Here is a 16,335-nt window from a genome sequence, read left to right as displayed (position 1 = left end):
GCGGCATCGATCCACTGGGTGGTGGCATCGACGGGCACCCACCGAGGATAGCGCCACGCATTTCCGGCACTTGCCTCCTCGCCTGATTCAAACACTCTACGCGGCGGACTGCGTCACGGTCACCGCGATCGTGCACGGGACCGCGCGGGTTCACTACGCATGCGTCGCGAGGCGCTATGGGCCACCCCATCGGTGGGCAGTCTGGCACGGTGAGTGCGAATCGTCAGAAAATTATCTTGCGACAAGCACCTGCCATGGCGACCGGCATGTTTTTGATCGTAGTGCTGCTGGTCGGGGAAGTCGATTCGTCGAGGACAGTGTTATTGCTGCCGCGGAGTTCAACCGTCTTCCTTCAGAGGATATCCGCTGTTTTGCCGGGTGATGATGGATCCGGGCAGCGTGGCCGAAGCGCGGCATCAACGCTGCCGCAAACGCGCGCTTCGCCCTGCGTCTTCACGCCTGTGGCGAAACGCTTGCACTTCGTCAACGATCATCTGGAGAATCGATCGATGTCGCGAGGAGGGCGCACCAGGACATCGTGTTTCGCACAAAACCACTGATGACGCTCAAACAGCATGACGCGGACATGTGCCGGATGCCCATCGCTGCATTAGCAGGCTGTTGAAATGCACCTCACCGACGCACGGAATGCCTTTCCAAAGCGCCACTGCGTCGATGTGATTCTTGGCGATTTGATGCCGGATGTCCTTAATTCAGGTTGACCCAATGTCATTTCCTCGCCGATTTGCGCCTCTATGCCACTTTGCCGGCGAGCGTACGCATACGCGTGAGGTTGTAGGCCGCCTGAGTCAGCAGGAACAATTGTTCGACTCGCTCCCGGCCGCGATACGTTGCCTGACGAATCCGGCCGACCGTCTTGCCCCAGCCAAAGACTTGCTCGATGCATTTGCGCTTGCGCTGGCTGATGGCGTAGCCGGCCCAGCGTGTCGTGCGCGCGTCAATCGCCGAACCGCCTGTGCGGCCGTCGTTTTGCGCAACGTGCGGCGTCACGCGATTGGCGCGGCAGGTCGCTACGAAACCCGCCGTGTCATAGTTCTTGTCTGCCCCAACCGTAATCGGGACGCCAGCAAGTTGCGCAGCGTCCGCGAGCATTGCGGCCGCAGCGTCGCGTTCGGCTGTACCGCTGGCCTGCGTTACCTGCGCGTTCACCACCAGGCCGTGCCGGTTGTCGGTGAGCAGGTGCCCGATATAACAGAGCAGTGCACCGGTGCGCCGGCTCTTGCGAAACAGCTTCGCCTGGCTGTCCGTGCTCGATTCGTGCGTCTCGTTACTCCGCTTCTCGCCGTGCCAGTTCTCGCGCTCACGCGTGCCGTCATCGGGTGGCGTATCGTCATCCGACTTGTTCTTGCGCACAAAGCTCTTGTGCCCGGCCCACGCCTGAATCAACGTGCCGTCCACGCTGAAATGCTCGCCCGACAGGTAGCCACGCGCGTGTGCAGCCTCGACCGTCTCGTTGAACAACCCTACGATGACATCGTGCTCGAGCAGTCGGTCACGGTTCTTGCTGAAGGTCGAGTGGTCCCACACCGCATCGTCCATTGCCAGGCCAACAAACCAGCGAAACAGCATGTTGTAGGAGATTTGCTCCATCAGCATGCGTTCGCTTCGAATCGAATACAGCACCTGCAACAGCAACGCGCGAATCAGCTTCTCCGGGGCGATGCTCGGGCGACCGCGCTTCGCGTCACTCTCGTACATGCGCGCGAACACCGAGTCCATGCGTTTGAGCGCGTCATTCAGCCAGATGCGAATCAGGCGCAACGGGTGGTTGGTGGGCACGAAGTCATCCAGCTTCGTCATTGTGAACATCGCCTCGGTGTAGCCGTCCGCTCCGCGCATCGCTTCGGTCTCAAGGTCGTGGGGTCCCTTGCTCAACGTTTACCGCTCTCGCTCGGATGACGACGGTGAGGGCTATTTCAACAGCCTGCTAGAGTTGCGACCATGTTGCTTTCGCGGTGCTCACGTATCTGCTGCCGCGCTGGATCGAATCGTCGTTGGCAATCTAGGGGCTTTCTGGGCAGGACGACGGTGCGCGTAGGCATCGTTGGCTAATGCACTCCAAGCTCTTGTTGCGCCGCACGACCGCCTTGTTGACTCCACGAGGCGGGTGCTCGCGCGTGGCCGGAGATCGTTTCCTGTCAGGGTGATACTACTGGCTCAGCGTACGGTACGCGGCCTTGATAATCTGCCCGTGAAGGGCAGCAAACGTTGTGCGTGCACTGGCGCGCGGACGAGTTTGGATGCGGGATCGTCGGATTACGACTTGTCGGGTCGACCGGCAGTGGACAGCGCACGATTAGTTGAGTCGGCTGCACCAAACGGTTGTCGACTCGAGAGCTAGGCCTCGAGAGAGACGTTTTTTCTGGCCGCCATTTCGGCGGTTTTTTTACTTTTTCACAGATGTCCCTCGATCATCTTTGTAGCTAGGTTTCGATCAGCAAGCCTGTAATACTCGTCACGGTCTCGCTAGCCGTTGCCTTTTGCTTTGGCGCCTACAACACGAGCTCAGAGGGAGATTCGCTTCCTACGTCTTTTCACCTATAGTTTTTAAGTTGCGCCTCGGTTGCGCGGCACAGTTGGTCCCGGAGGGTCCAAATGTCAGGGGTGTGCATCGCTGGCACGGGCAACACGTTCGTGCAGATTACCGGCAACGGCAATACCGTCGTAGCGGGTCACGCATACCTGACACTCACGCGATTTGTTGCACGTCGGCAGATTCGCCAGGACCTCGACAGGCTCTCACCTTATACGCTCTCGACGCCGCTGCTTGGGAGGGAAGCGGAATCTGCCAGTCTGCACACTTTCCTGAATGATCCGCGTTCCATACTAGCCCGCGTGCTCATCGGTGGCGGGGGCAGCGGGAAGACACGGCTCGCCCTCGAACTGTGCGAAAAGATAGCTGGCGGCTGGAACGCAGGCTTTGTCACGCGCACCGAGTTGCGGCGGTTTTTTGCCGAGCAAAATCTGAGCGACTGGGGTTGGCAGAAGCCGACGCTGATTGTGGTGGATTACGCTGCTGAGCACGCGGAGTTATTGCGCGACTGGCTTGATGAACTCACTGACCGGACCACGGAGCCAGCGCATGTGTTGCGACTGCTGTTGCTTGAGCGTCATGCGAGTACTGAGACCGGGTGGTGGGCCACGGTATTCGCCTCCGGTGGATTTAGAGCGGCCAGCAAGCGCTCCGTGCTGGACCCGCCGGAGCCGGTCCCGATGCGGCCGCTCGTAGCCGGCGATGACCGCCTGGCGTTACTCAAACATATGCTGAAGCAGGCGAGTTCAGGGCCACCGATTTCCACGCCGACAGACGACGCGGCGCTTCGGGAGAAGCTGATGCAGCTCGCCTGGGGCGGTGATCCGTTGTTCGTGATGATGGCTGCGCTCGCGATGGTGAAGCTTGGGCATACGAAGGCACTCTCGCTTAACCGCGTCGATCTTGCCGATGAGCTTGCTGGACGTGAGGCTGACAGGCTGAAGGAGCTGGCGAGGTCTCGCTCGCTCGATCCCGCCTTGGTGCAGCATCTGGCTGCATGCGTGACCCTTGCGCAGGGTGTGGCACGTGAGGATTTCGAGGGTTTCGCTGCGAATGAAAAAATCGCTATCCACCGTCCGGGTGGCGGTGATGCCGCCGAGCTGGCCGACGTACTCGAGGAGGCGCTTCCGCGCGCGAACGGAATCGCACCCATATTGCCTGACCTAATTGGCGGAGCGCTGGTATTGCGTATTCTGCGGCGGGACGCGAGAGGCGCAACCGTGCTGCGCTGCCATGCTGCGTTCGGCAGGCCGGTGATTGAGTCGGTGATCCGATGTGCGCAGGATTTTGCGGAGAGCTCACGCGCTCCGCTTCAATGGCTTCACCGCATCGTCGACGAGCTTAGCGAGAACGAAACGGAACTCGCTTCGCTGGAAGCGAGCATGCCGATCGAAAGCGTCGTGCTGCGGGATCTGAATTTGCAGGTCGCCGAACAGCTGTACTTCCTTTGCATAGCAAGAGAGGACGGGGCACCGGATCGGCTTGCTGCGGCACTACATGGACTGGCAGTCGCGCGCGCAATGGCGGGTCGACCTGAGGACGCCTTGCAGAATGCACAGGATGCTGTTGATCTGTACCGTGCGCTGGCCAAAGAACAGCCCGTCGTGCTTCGGCCCAATCTCGCGATGTCACTGAACAGCCTGGCCACCAGGCTCAGTGAGCTAGGTCGGCGAGAGTCTGCCTTGCCGGTCGCGCAGGAAGCGGTCGCTCTCTACCGCGCACTGGACGTCGAGCAGCCTGACGCATTCCGGGCGGGCCTGGCGATGTCGGTGAACAACCTGGCCAATAGGCTTGCTGAGCTGGAGATGCGGGAGCCCGCCTTGCAGTTTGCGCGGGAAGCGGCTGACAAGTACCGCGCTTTGGACGTCGACCGCCCCGACGTGTTCCGGCCGGACCTGGCAATGGCGCTGAACAACCTGTCCAACAGGCTCGCTGAGTCGGGAGAGTTCGAGCCTGCGTGGGAGCGCGCGCGGGAAGCGGTCAATATCCGGCGCACGCTGGCGGCCGAGCTGCCCGACGAGTTCCGGCCGGATCTGGCGATATCGTTGCACACCCTGTCCAACAGACTTGCTGAGCTGGGAAGGCGCGCGCCTGCCTTGCAGACCGCGCAGGAGGCGGTCGAGATTTACCGCAAGCTGTCCGCCGGGCAACCCGACGTGTTTCGGCCGCATCTAGCTAGCTCATTGATCGTTTTGTCGCTTCGCGCGCGTGAGGTCCACGGCGCTGTTTCCGCTGTGCCGATTGCACGGGAAGCCGTTGTCGCACTCGCCGCAGTGTTCCTGCAACATCCAGGCGCACACTCGCGCTGGATGAATCAGATTGTTGGAGACTATCGGCAGATATGCGCAGCTGCTGGACAAGAGCCCGACGCCGAGCTCCTTGCGCCCCTCATCCCACACCTGTCTGACAAGGAGTAGATCATGTTCGACCCGGCAGCGTTGTCCGCGCTTATTTCATCGACAGTGGCAGTACTTACGCCCCTGCTAAAGAAGGCCGTTGAAAAGGGCGCCGAGGAGATTGGCAAGTCGTCGGCTGGTGCACTCATCGACAGCTTCAAGCAGCGACTGTGCCGTCCGGAAGCAAAGGCGGCACTCGATGACCTCGAAAAACAACCTGATGACGGTGACGTTCAGGCCGCGCTAAGGGTTCAGCTGCGCAAAGCGATTGTAGATGATCCAGAGCTTGCAGCGTTCCTGGAGCAGTGGATGGCCCAGTCACAGGCTCAAACAGAGGTGAACCAAAGCGCAAACGTTGCGGGGGACAACAATAAAGTGGCTCAGATCGCTGGCTCGGGCAATACGGTGAGCCAATAGGCCGTTCGCGTACGTTTCCGATCGTTTTCATGAGCACGAATTGCAGTGCGAATCCACCTGCGAATGCAATGCGTCGCGGGGCGGTCGATTTTCTGATGAAGCCATCCGATTGGCAAACTTCGATTCGCGCTCAGGACGGAGTACTGGTGTTGCTCGGCACACCGAGACCCCGCGATGCCGTCGCGAGATTGAATGCAGATCTTGCTTCTACGCTACCGAGGCATACTTGGAAATAGCGCTGTGTAAGTGTTTCGGCCATTCAGACAAGCAATCGGTGACGCTTGGGCAATTTGTACTCCGCGCGTGGGCGAGATCGCGCAACAGATGCGCACCCAGACGCTTGCGGCGGCAATCCAGCGGACGGCGTGGTCATTGGAATCTTGCCGCGGAGCTCGCATCGCGTTGGTGACGATCCGTTAGCTGAAGCAAAGGAGACTCCTAAACGGCAGGGCACCACCGAGACTTTTCAATGGAAACTTCACACATCGCTTGCATTCATCACGCCGGCTAACATCAAGATCTCGGGGAGTGAATTTCGAATAAAATCACGATTGATGGCGAGAGAGTGTGGGCATTCGCACGTATTGGTCAGATCGTGATCTGCTAAAATTAACATGATCAAGACGCTTAATTTTTCGTGCAATACTTCATCAAGTATGCACGGACATGACACCATCAACCAGCTACTAACTACGTCACGTTCGAGCTTCGTATCGTCTTGTGTCTGGCAATGTAACTTACGGTTTTTGTGCTATCGCGTTCGTGAAAAATGGATCTAGTCGTATTGAGACTGCAACGGAATCGAAGCGAATTTGAAGCAATGTGCTGATCGGTGTGTTCATCCTTGAAATGACAAGTCGTCTGTTGTGAAGCAGTGTCGACAGGGGGAAGTCAATGAAGGAATTTATTGAAAGCACTCGAGCCGTCCACCTTATCCTTGTTGCAGTCTGTGCGGCGATCATCGTTTTTTGCTGTTCGCCACGAGACTCGGAGAAATACTATGAAGCTTATGAGGAAGCAAATTATATCAAGCTAAGGAATCTTGATTTATATGGATCGGATATTATTGAATATCAAAAGAAGACGATGGTGTCTATTGCGAAGCAATATGTGGAAGAAAAATCGGCCTCCAATATCACGCTTCCAATTTCTCCCAACTTCTGGGTCGTAGCGCCATTTGGCTCGATGTGGCCAGAATCGACGACACCGCTGTCGTACTATCGCGACTACGTCAACTCGGGAATTTCTCCGCCGGGCGGAGTCGCACCGCCGGCTAAAGTTTTCGTTGAGGCACTAAGGAAGCTCGCTGCACCAGAGCGAACGGTTGAAGCACCTCGCTGCTTTGACGCGGTGACCAAGCGATCTTACATGTGCCCCACATTACAACATGGGGTCGTCCTTCAATCAGCTGAAGTGACGGATGTAGGCGGCACATTCTTGGATACGTCACGCCCACTGAACTTTGTCAACTTCCCACGCATCTCGAATGCGAGATGGAGCTTGGCCCTGCATTTTGAAACGCCACAAAGTAAGCGGCAAGATATCGTCGTTGAACTAGATAACGCTGGGCTCGGGAAGGCATGTCTCTGTCATTTCTCGGTCGGGGCGCCTCCGTTCAGGAAGTGGTTTTTTGACCAAGCGGAATCCGACTCGGCCCTGACTGCGCTAAGAAAGCAAAGCCCTACTATCTGGCGCCGGATAGATATGTGGCTGTGGGAAAAGACTGGTGAGATGTGGTTTTCCTCGCCGAGAACTCCGTGGCCAGGGTCTCTACGGTTGTTCGTTGATAGTTTCGACTCCGCGTTTCCACATCTGGGGCGTGTGTCGGATGAAATTTCTGGGCAGACTGTGGATGCGGCGACGTCGTATTTGAGGGATAAAGCCGCAAAAGCAGAGGAGACGATAACAGTATTAGGCCAGACCTTGGAAAAGAGCACTCTGTCGATCACCGCACCGTTTGCTGTTCTACTTGTTTGCTTATATCTCCTTTCGAACATCCGTATGATGCTACGCGCGCTCACTAGCAATAAGGATCCGAATGCCCTTGTTTACCCATGGGTTGGTCTTCATAGTGACGCTCTCTCGAGCATCCTTAGCTTTATCTCCATCGGAGTATTACCGATCGGCTCAACGATACTGTTACTCCTTACCCTGAGAGGTACATCGGCAGTTGCTTATCTGGTGGGGATTCTGATTGTACTGTGCATCGCGATAACTTCGGGTGCATCGATTCTATTGCTTCGCGAATTGCACCGAGTGTCGACGGTAATCGTTGAGCCAATACAACCGACAGACTAGGATCGGTTCACATTTGTGCGAAGGAGACTTTATGCCAAGCAATCCGGCATTTCTGATCGGGCTTGTTCTCGGCGCGCTAATGATAGTGGCTGTCGTCTACGTGTATGTGAAACATCGCTCCTTCGGTTTGGGTGGGAGCTGTATGTCGCTGCTTGGAGTTGTTCTCGTCGGAATGTCCGTATGGAAATCTGTGGACGTCTCGATCGACGGCAAAGGGATGAGCGCCAGGTTGGATCAGGTTGAGACCATAGCAAAGCGTGCTGAGAATAGTGCGTCACAGGCGCAAGATATCGCAGGGAAGACGGCGCAGAATGTTGCCGGTCTCCAATCAACTGTTCAAACGGCGTTGCTGCAGGAAAAGCTAAAGGCGACCGGTCTATACAGTGCGCCCGTCGACGGCCATATGGGCGCCGCCACCCAATCCGCGCTGCGCCGATTTCAGGAAATGAAGGGGCTTCCCACGACCGGAATTCTTGACGACGCGACGAAGCGTGCATTCGCACCTACGGATCCTTGACTTCCCAGGACGTTCCGCGGATGTCGTACTTGCTTCACAGGTCGCGTGGATGAATTCACCCGTCATACGGCGTACCCTAGCAGGCTGTTGAAATGCACCTCACCGACGCACGGAATGCCTTTCCAAAGCGCCACTGCGTCGATGTGATTCTTGGCGATTTGATGCCGGATGTCCTTAATTCAGGTTGCACTCCCGCCGATTGATGGATTCCAGGATAGCGAACAATCCGACTCTCAGGGGAGTTTTTCAACGAAATAGACCCACAGCCGACGGTCGCGCGGTCGAGCATTCAAGGGCAGCTAACAGACATATCCGGTCATATATTCAGGCCTCTTTTGCGAGAACAGCTAGCAAGAAAGCGCAAGAGCTTGCCAAGTCGCAGCCTTGGATTTTCGTTGACGAAGCGCGCAATCACTCTTGCATCGCGCGTTGAGATTTACGGAAATCGCACAATGGGTCCATCGATTGGTCACAGAGGTGCAGACAGAGCCTGTTAGAACTCTTTCGGCGAGATTTTGACGTTGAACGCCGACTCTTCACCGAGCGCACAAGAAACTGATGGATTACTTGCAAAGTTCATAGAATATGCACCGGCCACCTCCGAGGCAGCATCCAAGCCATTCACGGGCTTGCAGCCTAGGAGGTAAAGCCGATATCCCGGTGACATTCTGACGTCGAATTGATCACCGGCTTTAGGAGAATCCTCTGACAGCGGCTCTCCATCAAAGGACAGGATACCTTCCGGGCTATACGACAAGAGATCAAGCCCCTGATTCTGCGCGACGAGTGCCTTGCCGTCGAGTCTTTGGATCAAAGGTTTTCCGTCTCTGTCAAACGACACCTTCGATATTGACGCCGCTGTTACGACCCATGCGGCTTTTCCATCATCAGTCGCGACATAGTCCGTTCCGGCATATTCTTCGGCTGTGACAGTGTCGATCTGTCCCACATCGCTGATTTGACCGTCCCGTAGCATGAAGATATGTATCACCGGGTAAGACGAATCTGCAGCTTCTCGAAAAGCTGCAGGCCCGACAAAGTTCCAGGCAGTTAAGCCGTCAGGAAGAGGAGGATCTCCGACGAATTTAAATCCCGTCCATGACCATTGATAAAATGCCGCATCGAGAGGGCCGGCATTCTGGCAGTCGCCCGGCGTCAGAGCACGCCTGAAAAGGACGGCAACGTCAGACTTCACACCATTTCCGTCGAGATCAATTGGATTCGCCGAGTCGAAGCAGGCAAGTCTTTGCGCATCCCGATCGGCGAGTAGGGCTTTTGCCAAACGTATCCTGATTGTGGGCTGACGAAGGATGACAGCCGCTAGCCGCTCCCCGACGAATGAACTAACCGCCGTAAAGGGTTCCGACAAGGTCTTTACATTCCCAAACAAGGCTGCCGCGGCGGCCAGAGCGGCCACGATCGAGCTGAAGCGGAATAGCCTCCACGAACGCTTTACTTTTGGCTCGTCTTCGGTGGACACGTCTACCCTTACAAACTAGGCGAACTTTGCGATCCGATACAACACGCTCGATCGGGCATTAACCGCAGACCATAGACAAGTTTCTCGCATTCGGAAATGCCCTAGTGCGCGAAGGCGCACACTTTTGCACTGTTTTTGACGATCTGCCTCCAAAAGTCTAGATAGAAATCGGTGCTGGTTTTTCGGCGCGACGTGACTCTGGTCGACCTGTCTGTCCATCTTAAGGTGAGTTCTCTCGTCTCTTGGCAACGTTGCAAACTTTCGGCCGATCAGGGCCTCGCGTTGCCCAGGGCCGAGAATACAGTTCGTGTCAGTAGCAAGGTCGTTCACCGACGAACACCTGCCTCTCATTGAGCGATGTTCGTAAGACCGCTTCAGCTGATTTTCCGTATTAAGCATCCGGTCTTTTCCGAAGTGAACCGGTCGGTGGAATGACGGCTTTGACTGTTGCGAGAATGGCAACTATTGGCCGAACCCGCCTGATGTAGCTCTGTTGCACTACACCGTGCTTTTCATTCTTCATACGGCGAAGCGTCCACCGGGACGATGGTCCAATGGTATCGCTCGACCAGTCGCGCGGCTGCGGACCGCACTCTATCGTTCCACTGCGCTTCAGCCGCCCGGATACGGACATCTTCTCGCGCTAAAGCTTCAGGCGCCCAGTAGGCTCTTACTTCGCCAACAGGCAGGTCGTCGGTCTCCGACGCGATCGCGCGGAATAATTGAAATTCTGGCTCTTCTTCGACCTTGGTCCATCTTGCTAATGGCAGCATGGCCCTCGCTGTTTCAATGACATCCCGACGACCTTCAAGAAAATCTGACGCTCTCGCGCTGTCGCTGGATAGCAGTTTCAACCCCCGGCACAGTTCGACGAAGCGACGGCATACGTTTCGAATGAAAACCTGGAAGGTCTGGATCGTGGAAAGATACCGACAAGGTTACGCACCGGATGCCCGGCGATCCGCATCGAGAAGGCGACGGCCGTGTGCCGTTGGCCTCTGCCGAACTTGAAAAGATCGAACTTCGCTATATTAAGGGTGAGCATGGTTCATTGCAGAACCTTCCCGTCGTTGTCAACGATGTGCAGTCCTGGATCACGGAAAGGCCGTTATCGCTTCCCGATTCGCCGCAAGGAGCGTTGAGCACTTATCTATCGAGCGGGCCGCGCAGCAGCGCGCCTAATTTGGACGGATCGGCGGCCTTTAACCTTCACGATGACGAGTACGACCGATACCGCGAACTCCCCGAGAGTAGGATTGGATAGCTCGTTGCTAGACTTGAGGCCGGCGAGCTCCCAGGGATAGATTTGGTCCGCATTCTCTAGTCCAATGGGGCTCACTACTCCTGCGAGACTCGACTTGAGGGGGGGCAATGCAATCTGCCTCGCGAGTCGTAAGTCGCCAGTTACCGGATGACCCAGTAGTCGCTGCCGTTCCGCGTCTTATGGGACAGGCCGAACCGTTTGCTGGCCCGCGTATCGGCCCACGCACGGCGGTCGGTCCGGCACGCACATCGCAATCGGATCGCATGTTGGTCTCCATTCATCTGATCGGACTTTTCAGGGTCGATCATCTGCAGGTGACTTTTTTCGTCCTCGATGATTGCGTCAATCGGCGCGCAATCTCAGTCGCCGTCAACGTGTAGCCCGGCGGTGGTAAGCGGGCACTCCAGCTTCTCGCTCACGGAATAAAGAACCTTCTCGGAGATCTTTCGCGCATTCACTCCCACGAGCGTCTCCAGCAGTGAGGCGACCAGCTCGTTGTTGAGCGAGGCCCAGCCGGCGCCTCTGATGATGACGCCGGTTTCGGAGGAAGACAGGGCCTCCGCGCCGGCCGAAATCATGTCGATTTGCTGCCGTCGCAGGTCTGCGGGTGTGCCGGCCGTGACGCACTCGTCGCCGCGGAAAAGGTTGTTCGCCGGATCGCACGCCGTTGAATTCGGCACTGCGGGCGGGTGCGGCCCGTTCGCGTCGAAAAGCGCTTCGACGAAAACCCGAATCAACTGCGGACCGAAATTCGCCACCTGCGGATAGGTATGGCTAATGCCAATGGAATCCTTTCCGCCAATCGCGAAGCTCACTCCCGAGAACTGGACGCTCAGGCCCGCGCGCGTCACGAAAGCCGACTTGCCCATTGGAGTGGACAGGCAGGTACTGCTCGTGTGTCCAGCCTGCTTGCAGAGATTGTCGAACGCAGGTTGCAGCAAGGCTTGAATCTGCACGACAGTGAGTGAGCCGATACCGCTAGCAGGGAGGTTATTGTGAAAGTCCGAGGCCAGGCTCCTGACAAAGCTCTGTTCATCGGGCTGGTCGAACGCGGGTTGCAGCCATGCCGCGATTGCTTCGGCGGTAGGAGACGCATTCCCGGGTTTGGGGAGCTGCTGTTTGATGCGGGTTGCAAGGGTTGCCACGAAGTCCTTCTCGTCGAAGCTCACCTGGAGAAACTGCCCGCCGCGAAAATAGGCGTCGAAGTACGCGGACAGAAAGCGCGCGACGTTGAAGACACGGACTTCCGTATCCAGCTTGTCATCCTCAATGGCAGGATTCGTTGTTAGCAGCTTATGAAGATGCGCGGCGCTGAGTAACGCGAGCAGATGGAAGGCCCGGAACGAAGCGAGTGTTGTCAGGTCGCGGAACTTCTCGCGATGTTCGACCACGTCGAACGACGCGATGATCCGGCTGCCTTTCTGCTGATTGGACGCTGTATTGGCGGCTTGTTGTGCGTTTGGCAACAGGGCGTTCATCCCCTTTGCTTTCAGGGAGGCAAATTGAAGTACGCCACCGGCCTGGTGCGCGTAGGCAGCCGCGTCCGCCTGGATCGGGTCTATCGTGCCAGCCCACGGCAGCAGCGTGAGCAGCACATTCTCGACCTCGTCCGGCGGTTCCGGCGGGTTGCCGGTTGCCGTAATCGGCGGCTTCACGGTATTGTCGGCTGCGTCAGGCTTGCCGGCATTTGCGGCGGCGGTCTGCGTCTTTGCAAGCGTTGCGGCGGCTTGAGTCCTGGCAATCTCGACAATTCGGCTAGCTTCGGTGACTAGCCCATTCAGCTCGTCCGGCGCTGGAATTGCGACGGAGTGGAATATTGGTTCTGCGCGTACGCGGTCGAGGGAACTCTGTAACCGGTCAGGCCCAGACTGAGTTCTTGCGATTACCGCCTTTTCAGGTGTGACGCAGGCGTCGCTTATCGGTTTCGGCGGCGTGCCGACCAGGCTGGCCGGCGCAATCGCGCACCCGCTTGTGATGAGTGCCGCGCTCAGGCTTGCGGCAATGGTCAATGCGCGTATCGGGCGGCAATGTTTTAAGGACTGAGCGAGGTGTGCGGGGTAGGGCGATGAAGCGAGAGCAGAAGAATGCCGCCTTTTTACAGTGCAACGAGGGCCCATGGCTGGTCTCCTTGTTTTTTCACTGCATGCACTACCGGGCGGGCCACCGAAGCGGCTATCTCGCACCGTGGGGCGGCCTCGATATTCGACGGTGGCTAAAAATTAAATGGTTAGGTATGCTATGCAGGTTTTCTACTAAGTAGAGAGCAAACTAAGCGCGCCGTATGTTATCGAGCGCACGTACACCCAGACTAAGAGCGGGCCCCGCCCCCGCTGGCCCGCATGCAATAGATACTTGTCGTTATTCAAGCCCAAGGGCTCGCGATGAACTTCAAAGCCCCTTTGAACTTGATTCCGGAGCCGCCCTCCACCGTGATGCGCGCAACGAGTGGCGATGCGGCTCCGGCGTGCAGCGGTTGCAGCGTCAGTGGTGTCTTCGTGGAAGGGGCGCCCGTGGCGGTCTGCGCGCTCTCCCACCAGTAAGACGCGGTCCAGGGCACATGACTGGTGTCGAGTTCGACGATTACCGCATCCGCGAAAATGCTGCTGCCTTCGAAATGATCCATATTGGCGTCTCGTCCGCCGATCTGATAGTCCGGCGTGCGCACCGCCAACTGCACGCGGTACGCCACGGTCGGGTTCGTAGGGTCCAGCTTTCCCCAGTTCGCCATGAAGATCGTCGAAAGCGCCTTCTCGAGCACAGGTGTCTTGCCGCGTTGTGCCCGCACGTCTTGGTGTTCGAACACGGCTGACGAGTCTTCCTCAGCAATACGGCGTGTCAGGAACCAGCGCTTGTTGCGCAGGGAGATGATCACGTCGACCGGATACTTTGCCTCGAGGGTGCCGGCGGCATCCGCATTGGCAAGATCGCCGGCCGGCATGACGATATCTTCCACCTCAAGCCAGACGTCAACGCGGTAGTCGCCAAACAGAAAGCGCTGGAGGTTTTGATAACCCTCCTCGCTGTTGACAATGCCGAAGTAACCCGAATGGCTACGATAAACAAAGGCCTTGGCGCACGGCGATTCCACCTGATTGCCCGCCGCATCGACCGTGAACCCCTTCAGATCGGCATTCTGGATGCGAACGAGCCCGTCACTCCCTTTTCCCACGAAGGTGCGGGACAAGCCCATGCCTACCTCATAGTCGAGTCGGTTCGTACCGATCAACGTGAAGATATTCGCGGGGTCGAGCGCGTCTGCGGGGCAGCGTGCGACGTCGTCGGTCTGATTCTGCCAGGCCGGAACCAACCCGAGGTATTTGCCCATCACGGAACGGCTGAAGGTTTGGATTTGATGATTCGTGAAGAAACTCGGCACATTGAATCCGCCGAATTCGATACCGTTGTGCGGTGTCGCATAAGTGAAGAGCTTCTTCACCGTTTTGGCGACGCCATTCGGATCGCACTGCTTGTTCTGCAAGAACGTGCGCGCGACGAGTCCGCCCATGGAATGGGCAACGAGAAAACAGCGGAACTGCTTCGGATCGTCGTAAGCGCCGTTCGTCAACAGGACCAGATCTCGCAAACGTGCAACAAGGTCGCTCAGTTTTCTCGCAAATTCCTCGATCGGTGGGACGACGCCATTGCCGAGAAGCGTCGATGCTGGATCGTAGTAGTGGAAAATCACAATCGAGCGGCGCGGCACCGGTTCATTAAAAGTCGGGCTCGAAAGATCCATGCCTTCGCTGACCACATTCACATAATCATGATTCGCCACGAGCCTGACGACAGGCGACTCGAACACAAAGCGCGCCGCTTCTGTATTGCCGGGACGCGCTCGATAAACCGTTGATCCAGAATTGAAGCCGCAGAAGGGGTCCGCCGTGGTTTCGTCGATGTCCGACTTGTTCATGGCGAAACCACGGATGTAGATGATCGGGTGATACGAATCGGGATTTGCCGTCGGCATGGCGCGCTCCGATAATTGATCGTGTCCGTCAGAACCACTCGAAGGATCGTTGTGTGACGCTCAAGCCGCTGGTCCGACGCCGCTGCAACCTACGCATGAGAATAGTCGACGAAGCCGACAAGCGCGGCATCTGTCAGCTTTCTTCGCGTCAGGCGGAAAACGCCGACACCGGACCGGGACCCGTCGGTGTTGGTATTGCCTTCGATCGTTTGCAGACCACCTCCTGGAAGCAAGGTTTCGACGATGCCGGTGTGGCCGAGGCCGCTGCCAAAGTCGAGAATGAAGATCATGCCGGGTTGCACCAACGCCCGGTTTTTCAGAGCGGATGCTGCGGTGACGCGAGTGACATTGTCTCGATTCCCGGCGAGTTGCCAGTGGTTGATGCAACCGCCTGTCTTGGGCAGTGGGGTTGATCGATTCAATTGACGCGCCGCCTGCAGAAACGACCAGTAGACAAAACACATGCACCAGGCCCGGCTGTCGGTCGTGCCGGACAACGAAACACCCGTGCTCGTGAGATACTGGTCAACCATGGGACCACGGTTCGATGCGTGCGGGACCTCCATCTGGCCGACCTGGCTCGACGCGACGGCGATCGCTTGTGCGAGCAAGGGGACGAGCGGCTGCACATCTACGGGTGTCGCGCCGAAAAGGGCATTCCATGTATGAACACCTATCTGTCCGTCCACTTTGAGCGGCAGTCCGCTTTCGTCGCAATGCTGTGCCTGAAACAGCTTGACCGCCGATTCCATGGCCGCATCGAAGTTTCCATTGGTGCCGCTCGCGTAGCCACGCGCGGTGAGTTGAGCCTGAACCGCCGCAATGGACGCTGTGGCGGTTGACCCAGGGACAAGCACGGTTCCATCGAACGCGGGCATTTTATCGTCTCCTGATTATCCGGATCGTCAACGCGATTTAACTACCTCGATGCTGTAAGACAGGTCCCGAAATTGATTGGTATTTACAGTTGTCATTCAGTTTCCCTTCACTTTATCAACGGCTCGGTAAAATTAAAGGGCAATTTTTGCGGCCATGCGTACGGTTCCGAACAGATAGTCGATGAGTATTTCCTATTGATATTGCGCAGGACGATCTGAACCTGCGCGAACGCTGGCCAACGCCGAAACAGGTTGTTCGCTTACCTAACTATCTTTGTCGGAAAACGCTAACATCAAAGTCAAGCAGACCCGATGCGGACTGACTAGAATCGACTCTCCCACACCCAAAGCGGAGAGCCACCATGCCCCAAATCCGCGTGCAGCAGTTCCACCAGAGCGCCGACGAATTCCACGAGTTCGGAGGTTTGCAGACGCTCAGCCTGACCGAAGCCGAGCTGACCGCACTGGAGGACCATGACGGGGAGATCACCTGGCTCGAGAGCCGAAGAGGATATTTCGGCCTCGCCGACGAGGAACCGCGGGATTGACCAACCCGGCGCCGCT

The 16,335-nt window shown here is 57.3% G+C and carries 11 protein-coding genes; 5 read left to right on the top strand and 6 right to left on the bottom strand.

Features of this window, described 5'->3' with window-relative positions:
- Positions 1-753 precede the first annotated feature (753 nt).
- Complete coding sequence (locus U5A57_RS38950; RefSeq protein ID WP_321917456.1) at positions 754-1,860, bottom strand: IS5 family transposase; 1,107 nt, start codon at positions 1,858-1,860, stop codon at positions 754-756.
- A gap of 756 nt (positions 1,861-2,616) precedes the next feature.
- Between U5A57_RS38950 and U5A57_RS38945 the strand changes: the two genes are divergently transcribed.
- The 4 genes from U5A57_RS38945 to U5A57_RS38930 all read left to right on the top strand — a co-directional run bounded on the left by U5A57_RS38945 (position 2,617) and on the right by U5A57_RS38930 (position 8,182).
- Positions 2,617-4,971 carry a tetratricopeptide repeat protein gene (locus tag U5A57_RS38945; RefSeq protein WP_321917451.1) on the top strand — a complete coding sequence of 785 codons (2,355 nt, stop codon included), beginning with the start codon at positions 2,617-2,619 and terminating at the stop codon, positions 4,969-4,971.
- A gap of 3 nt (positions 4,972-4,974) precedes the next feature.
- Entirely contained in the window at positions 4,975-5,367 is a 393-nt protein-coding gene (locus U5A57_RS38940; protein WP_321917450.1) for a hypothetical protein, read from the top strand.
- Between the two features lie 894 nt (positions 5,368-6,261).
- Complete coding sequence (locus tag U5A57_RS38935; protein WP_321917449.1) at positions 6,262-7,665, top strand: hypothetical protein; 1,404 nt, start codon at positions 6,262-6,264, stop codon at positions 7,663-7,665.
- Positions 7,666-7,696: 31 nt separating this feature from the next.
- Positions 7,697-8,182 carry a peptidoglycan-binding domain-containing protein gene (locus U5A57_RS38930; protein ID WP_321917448.1) on the top strand — a complete coding sequence of 162 codons (486 nt, stop codon included), beginning with the start codon at positions 7,697-7,699 and terminating at the stop codon, positions 8,180-8,182.
- 493 nt (positions 8,183-8,675) lie between these two features.
- Here U5A57_RS38930 and U5A57_RS38925 read toward each other — a convergent pair whose 3' ends face one another.
- From U5A57_RS38925 to U5A57_RS38905, 5 genes are all read right to left on the bottom strand, one after another.
- On the bottom strand, positions 8,676-9,662 hold the full coding sequence (locus tag U5A57_RS38925) for a hypothetical protein (RefSeq protein WP_321917446.1): 987 nt from the start codon (positions 9,660-9,662) through the stop codon (positions 8,676-8,678).
- Between the two features lie 512 nt (positions 9,663-10,174).
- Complete coding sequence (locus U5A57_RS38920) at positions 10,175-10,516, bottom strand: hypothetical protein (protein WP_321917444.1); 342 nt, start codon at positions 10,514-10,516, stop codon at positions 10,175-10,177.
- A gap of 769 nt (positions 10,517-11,285) precedes the next feature.
- The gene (locus tag U5A57_RS38915; protein ID WP_321917442.1) at positions 11,286-12,935 is read right to left on the bottom strand and encodes a hypothetical protein; all 1,650 of its coding nucleotides are present in this window, start codon (positions 12,933-12,935) and stop codon (positions 11,286-11,288) included.
- Between the two features lie 353 nt (positions 12,936-13,288).
- Complete coding sequence (locus U5A57_RS38910) at positions 13,289-14,893, bottom strand: hypothetical protein (protein ID WP_321917440.1); 1,605 nt, start codon at positions 14,891-14,893, stop codon at positions 13,289-13,291.
- Between the two features lie 89 nt (positions 14,894-14,982).
- Complete coding sequence (locus tag U5A57_RS38905; protein WP_321917438.1) at positions 14,983-15,771, bottom strand: CHAP domain-containing protein; 789 nt, start codon at positions 15,769-15,771, stop codon at positions 14,983-14,985.
- A gap of 362 nt (positions 15,772-16,133) precedes the next feature.
- On the opposite strand from U5A57_RS38905, the gene U5A57_RS38900 reads away from it, so the two are divergent.
- Positions 16,134-16,319 carry a hypothetical protein gene (locus U5A57_RS38900; RefSeq protein WP_321917436.1) on the top strand — a complete coding sequence of 62 codons (186 nt, stop codon included), beginning with the start codon at positions 16,134-16,136 and terminating at the stop codon, positions 16,317-16,319.
- Positions 16,320-16,335: the final 16 nt, after the last annotated feature.

The organism is Paraburkholderia sp. J11-2 (assembly GCF_905220185.1).
GTDB lineage: Bacteria > Pseudomonadota > Gammaproteobacteria > Burkholderiales > Burkholderiaceae > Paraburkholderia.
Note: the sequence above shows the minus strand (reverse complement) of the source record. Positions and strands in the feature narration are given on the sequence as shown.

Excerpts from the sequence above, each read along its gene's own strand:
- U5A57_RS38950 (WP_321917456.1), bottom strand. The coding sequence starts at position 1,860 with ATGCGCGGAGCGGACGGCTACACCGAGGCGATGTTCACAATGACGAAG.
- U5A57_RS38905 (WP_321917438.1), bottom strand. The coding sequence starts at position 15,771 with ATGCCCGCGTTCGATGGAACCGTGCTTGTCCCTGGGTCAACCGCCACA.
- U5A57_RS38900 (WP_321917436.1), top strand. The coding sequence starts at position 16,134 with ATGCCCCAAATCCGCGTGCAGCAGTTCCACCAGAGCGCCGACGAATTC.
- U5A57_RS38930 (WP_321917448.1), top strand. The coding sequence starts at position 7,697 with ATGCCAAGCAATCCGGCATTTCTGATCGGGCTTGTTCTCGGCGCGCTA.
- U5A57_RS38910 (WP_321917440.1), bottom strand. The coding sequence starts at position 14,893 with ATGCCGACGGCAAATCCCGATTCGTATCACCCGATCATCTACATCCGT.
- U5A57_RS38935 (WP_321917449.1), top strand. The coding sequence starts at position 6,262 with ATGAAGGAATTTATTGAAAGCACTCGAGCCGTCCACCTTATCCTTGTT.
- U5A57_RS38945 (WP_321917451.1), top strand. The coding sequence starts at position 2,617 with ATGTCAGGGGTGTGCATCGCTGGCACGGGCAACACGTTCGTGCAGATT.
- U5A57_RS38940 (WP_321917450.1), top strand. The coding sequence starts at position 4,975 with ATGTTCGACCCGGCAGCGTTGTCCGCGCTTATTTCATCGACAGTGGCA.